This window comes from Agromyces binzhouensis (assembly GCF_004135055.1).
Classification (GTDB): domain Bacteria; phylum Actinomycetota; class Actinomycetes; order Actinomycetales; family Microbacteriaceae; genus Agromyces; species Agromyces binzhouensis.
Genome location: NZ_SDPL01000229.1, coordinates 1 through 4,913 on the forward strand (window position 1 = coordinate 1; position 4,913 = coordinate 4,913).

A 4,913-nucleotide genomic window follows, 5' to 3' on the forward strand; every position below is an offset into this window, starting at 1 on the left:
GGGCCGCGCACCACGATCGCCGCGGGGCGACGGTCGCGGGCCGCGTCGCGCGGCCGTCGGTTCGGGACGCATGGTCACGATCGTACGGCCGGGCGCGCGGCCCGCGGCATCCGCTCGCTACTGGTTCGAGAAGGCCGCGTCGAACGACGCGGTCGGGCGCGGCCAGATGAGCGAGCGCACGTACTCGAGCGCCTGCGGGCCGCCGTGCAGGCGGTCCATGCCGGCGTCCTCCCACTCGACCGAGATCGGACCGGTGTAGCCGATCGCGTCGAGCGCGCGGAACGCGTCCTCCCACGGCACGTCGCCGTGCCCCGTCGAGACGAAGTCCCACCCGCGCCGCGGGTCGCCCCACGGCAGGTGCGAGCCGAGGATGCCGGAGCGGCTGTTCGCGGTCCGGATGCGCGTGTCCTTGCAGTCGACGTGGTAGATCCGGTCCTGGAAGTCCCAGATGAAGCCGACCGGATCGACGCCCTGCCACATCATGTGGCTCGGGTCCCAGTTGAAGCCGAACGCCGGGCGGCGGTCGATCGCCTCCAGCGTGCGCACGCTCGTCCAGTGGTCGTACGCGATCTCGGAGGGGTGCACCTCGTGCGCGAAGCGCACGCCCTCGTCGTCGAAGACGTCGAGGATCGGGTTCCACCGGTTCGCGAAGTCCTCGTAGCCGGCGTCGATGACCGAGGCCGGCACGGGCGGGAACATCGCGACGTACTGCCAGATCTTCGAGCCGGTGAATCCCACGACGGTGTCGACGCCGAGCTTGCGGGCCACGCGCGCGGTGCGCTTCATGTCCTCCGCGGCGCGCTGGCGCACGCCCTCGGCGTCGCCGTCGCCCCACGTGTAGGGGCGCACGATCGCCTGGTGGCGGAAGTCGATCGGGTCGTCGCACACGGCCTGGCCGGTCAGGTGGTTCGAGATCGCGTACACCTTCAGGTCGTAGCGCTTGAGGAGCTCCTGCTTCTCCTTCAGGTAGCCGGGCTCCTCGTCGGCGAGCTTCGTGTCGAGGTGGTCGCCGCCGATGCCGATCTCGAGGCCGTCGTAGCCCCACTCGGAGGCCAGGCGCGCGACCTCCTCGAACGGCAGGTCGGCCCATTGCCCGGTGAACAGGGTGACGGGGTGGGTGGCGGGAGTGTCGGTCATTCTCGGATCCTCTCTCGGTGTTCGGTGGTCATCGGGGCGCGACACGGTCGCGCCCGGCGGGCTGCGGCATGCGCTCGCCGAGGCCCTGGTGGCGGAGTACGAGGTCGCGCACCGCGGTCGCCGGCACGCGCTCGCCGGCGCCGTCGAGGAACGCCGGGTCGGAGGCGAGCAGCAGCGGGGTGTCGGCGGCGGAGTCGGGCAGGCGCCCGTGCGTGCCGCGCACGCACGACGGGTCGAGCGGCACCGTGCTCATGGCGTAGCGGAGCCCGAGCGCCTTGCGCGCCAGGTTGCCGGCGGCCTTGGCCCTCGCGAGCCGGTCGGCCGGGTCGAAGAACAGCTCGGCGGGGTCGTATCCGGGCTTGCGGTGGATGTCGACGCCGCGCGCGTACTCGGGCGCCGCGTCGTCGTCGAGCCAGAAGTAGTAGGTGAACCACGCGCCGGGCGCGGCGACTGCGACCAGTTCGCCCGACCGGGCGTGGTCGAGGCCGTACCGGGCCTGCGCGTCCCGGTCGAGGACCTCGTCGACGCCGTCGAGGCCCTGCAGGATCGCCGCGACGCGGGGCACGTCGGCCGGGTCGGCGACGTAGACGTGCGCGACCTGGTGGTCGGCGACGGCGAACGCGCGGGAGGTCCAGGGGTCCAGCTGCTCGCGGCCGTCCTGGACGTACACCTCGAGCAGTCCCTCGCGGCGCAGCGCGCGGTTCACGTCGACCGGGCGGTCGGCGGCGGCGAGGCCGTACTCGGCGAGGGCGACGACGGTGACGCCCTGCGCGTCGGCCTGGTCGAGCAGCGGGGCCATCGCCCGGTCGAGGTCGGCGGCGGCGCGTGCCGCCTCCGGGGCGTCGGGGCCGAAGCGCTGCAGGTCGTAGTCGAGGTGAGGCAGGTACGCCATGGTGAGTTCGGGTGCGTCGGGCCGGTCGAGCACGCGGCGGGTGGCGTCGACGATCCACTGCGTCGAGCGGATGCTCGCCGTGGGACCCCAGTACTGGAAGAGGGGGAACTCGCCGAGCGCGTCGCGGAGATCGTCGTGGAGGGCGGGAGGACGGGCGTAGAAGTCGGGCGACTTGCGGCCGTCGGCGTGGTAGATCGGGCGGGGCGTGACGGTCAGGTCGGTGCTCGCGCCCATCGCGTACCACCAGCCCAGGTTCGCGCTGGTGTACGCGCCGCCGGCCAGGCGTCGCGCGGTCTCCCAGAGCTTCTCGCCCTCGACCAGCCGGTTGTGCTGCCGCCAGAGGAGCACGTCGCCGAGCTCGCGGAAGTACCATCCGTTGCCGACGACGCCGTGCCCTGAGGGCATCCGCCCGGTCAGCACGCTCGACTGCACCGAGCACGTCACGGCGGGCAGCACCGTCCCGAGCTCGGCCCGCGAGCCGGCGGAGGCCATCCGGGACAGGCGCGGCATGGACCGCAACGCGTCGGCGGTCAACCCGACCACGTCGAGCAGCAGCACGCGGCGGGTCATGCCGGCTGCCCCTGACGTTCGGCCAGGCGGGCCGCGGCCCACCGCAGCTCGCCCGCGACGCCGTCCACGAGGTCGACGGGATGGTCGGCGTCGACGCCCGGGAGCACCGACCACGTGTACGTCTCGACGTCCACGTGCAGCTGGTCCACCGGCTGCACTGCGACGACCGCGTCGAGGGCGGCCTCGAGGACCTCCGTGGTCGCCCGCAGCGGCGGCTCGGGCTCGAGGTGCAACGGCACGTGGAAGTGCACCCGCCACGGCGCCGACGCGGGCAGCGCCTCCAGCGCCTCGGGGAGGTCGTCGACGCGGATCGGACCGCTCGCCGCCTGCTCTCGGACCTGGTGCAGGTAGCGGTCCTCGCGGTACTCGGCGACCGCTCGCCGCGCGTCGGGTGCACCGGGGTGCTCGACGTGCAGCGCCGCCGAGGCCTGCAGCTTCACGATCCGGATGCCCGCCGCCGCGATCCGCTCCACCTCGGTGCGCGGGTCGGCGAACGAGACCGCGAGGTGGCAGGTGTCCAGGCAGATGCCGACGTGCTCGAGGTCGATCCGGTCGCGGTGCGCATCCAGCCACGCGACCGTGTCGGCGACGTCGTCGAGCACGCAGCCCGGCTCGGGCTCGATGGCGAGGCGGATGACGCGTCCGGTCTCCGCACGGATGGCGCGGAGCTCGGCGCACAGTGCGACCAGCGCGTCCGTCGCCGCACGGTCGGCCGCGGCATCCCACCCCTCGCGCCACCCCAGCGGCAGCGTCGAGATGCTGCCCTCGCCGTCCGGCGGCAGCAGTTCGGCGAGCACTCGCGCCGCATCGACCGTGTACTCCAGGCGTGCGGGGTCGGTCCAGTCGGGCCGGTACACGCCGAGCTTCACGACCTCCGCGTGGAAGGCCTCGTACGGGAACGCGTTCAGGGTGCGCACCTCGAGCCCTTCCTCCCCGAGTGCGGCGCGCAGCCGGGCCGGCGCGGCGGTCTCGTTCGCCAGGCGCGCTGCGAGCGGCGCGGACAGCCACAGGCCGACGCCGAGGAGGTCGAGGCCGGCCGCGCGACGGATCGGACCCGCCGCCGCGTGCAGCTGCGCGATCACCCCGTCGAGGTCCTCCGCCGGGTGCACGTTGGTGCAGTAGGAGAGGTGCATCCTCAGTTCGCCCCCGCGCCGGCAGGCGCCTCCGCAGGCACCGCGGCGGCACCGCGCAGGATCGAGTTGCCCTCGAAGAGCTCGGCCTCGCCGCCGAGCTCGAACCCCGGCAGCGGGCTCACGTCGAGGCGGCCGCTCTGCCCGTAGAACGCGACCGGGTTGCCCCAGAGCACGGTGTCGACCTCCGCGTCGGCGAAGCCCGCCTCGAGCATGGCCCGACCCGTCTTCGCCGTGAGCAACGGGTCGGAGCGACCCCAGTCGGCGGCGGAGTTCACGAGCATCCGCTCCGTGCCGAGCCGCTGGAGGATCGCGACCATGCGACCGGGGTCCATCTTGGTGTCGGGGTAGATCGAGAAGCCCATCCAGCAGCCGCGCTCCGCCACCAGGTCGACCGTGACCTCGTTCAGGTGGTCGAGCACGACCATCTCGGGTGCGATGCCCGAGTTCGCGATCACGTCGAGGGTGCGCTGCGTGCCGTGCTTCTTGTCGCGGTGCGGCGTGTGCACGACGACGGGCAGCGCGTGGCGGATCGCGAGGTCGAGGTGCGCCTCGAGGACCTCGTCCTCCTCGGGGGTCATCGAGTCGTAGCCGGTCTCGCCGACCGCGACGACCGACTCGCGCCCGAGGTAGCGGTCGAGCTCGGGCATGACCTCGCGGCAGCGCGGGTCGTTCGCCTCCTTCGGGTTCAGCGCGATCGCCGCGTGGTGGCGGATGCCGAACTGCGACGCACGGAACCGCTCCCACCCGGTGATCGCGTCGAAGTAGTCGAGGTAGCTCGAGACGCCCGTGCGCGGTTGGCCGAGCCAGAACGCCGGCTCGACGACCGCGCGCACGCCCGCGGCGTACATCGCCTCGTAGTCGTCGGTCGTCCGGGAGGTCATGTGGATGTGCGGGTCGAAGATGCGCATGTCAGCGTCCTGTCTCGTGGGATGCGTCGGCGGCCGCGGGGAGCAGCGCGCGGAGGTCGTCGGGGATGGGGCGCCCGGCGGCCGCGCGCTCCTCCGCGAGGTCCTCGGCCATGCGGGCCAGCTCGTCGTCGGCGCGCTCGTCGAGCCGCGCGACGACCGCGAGCGGCACGCCCATGAAGACGAGCTTCACGACGCCGTGCCGCCAGTCGTGATCGCCGAGGTGGCGACCGGCGAACGGGCCCATCGCGGCCGCGACGAGTCGCGGGTCGTTGG

Annotated in this window: 5 protein-coding genes; all 5 read right to left on the minus strand. The window is 73.3% G+C overall.

The window, feature by feature from the left end; translation table 11 throughout:
- Positions 1 to 117 precede the first annotated feature (117 nt).
- The gene (locus tag ESO86_RS11385) at positions 118 to 1,137 is read right to left on the minus strand and encodes a sugar phosphate isomerase/epimerase family protein (protein ID WP_129235093.1); all 1,020 of its coding nucleotides are present in this window, start codon (positions 1,135 to 1,137) and stop codon (positions 118 to 120) included.
- Positions 1,138 to 1,165: 28 nt separating this feature from the next.
- Complete coding sequence (locus ESO86_RS11390; RefSeq protein WP_129235095.1) at positions 1,166 to 2,599, minus strand: alkaline phosphatase family protein; 1,434 nt, start codon at positions 2,597 to 2,599, stop codon at positions 1,166 to 1,168.
- Entirely contained in the window at positions 2,596 to 3,732 is a 1,137-nt protein-coding gene (eboE, locus tag ESO86_RS11395) for a metabolite traffic protein EboE (RefSeq protein ID WP_129235097.1), read from the minus strand. Before eboE ends, ESO86_RS11390 begins: the two co-directional genes overlap by 4 nt.
- Positions 3,733 to 3,734: 2 nt before the next feature.
- Complete coding sequence (locus ESO86_RS11400; RefSeq protein ID WP_129235099.1) at positions 3,735 to 4,640, minus strand: TatD family hydrolase; 906 nt, start codon at positions 4,638 to 4,640, stop codon at positions 3,735 to 3,737.
- Between the two features lies 1 nt (position 4,641).
- Positions 4,642 to 4,913: EboA domain-containing protein (locus tag ESO86_RS18910; RefSeq protein ID WP_207207103.1), on the minus strand; the 272-nt coding region annotated here is incomplete at its 5' end.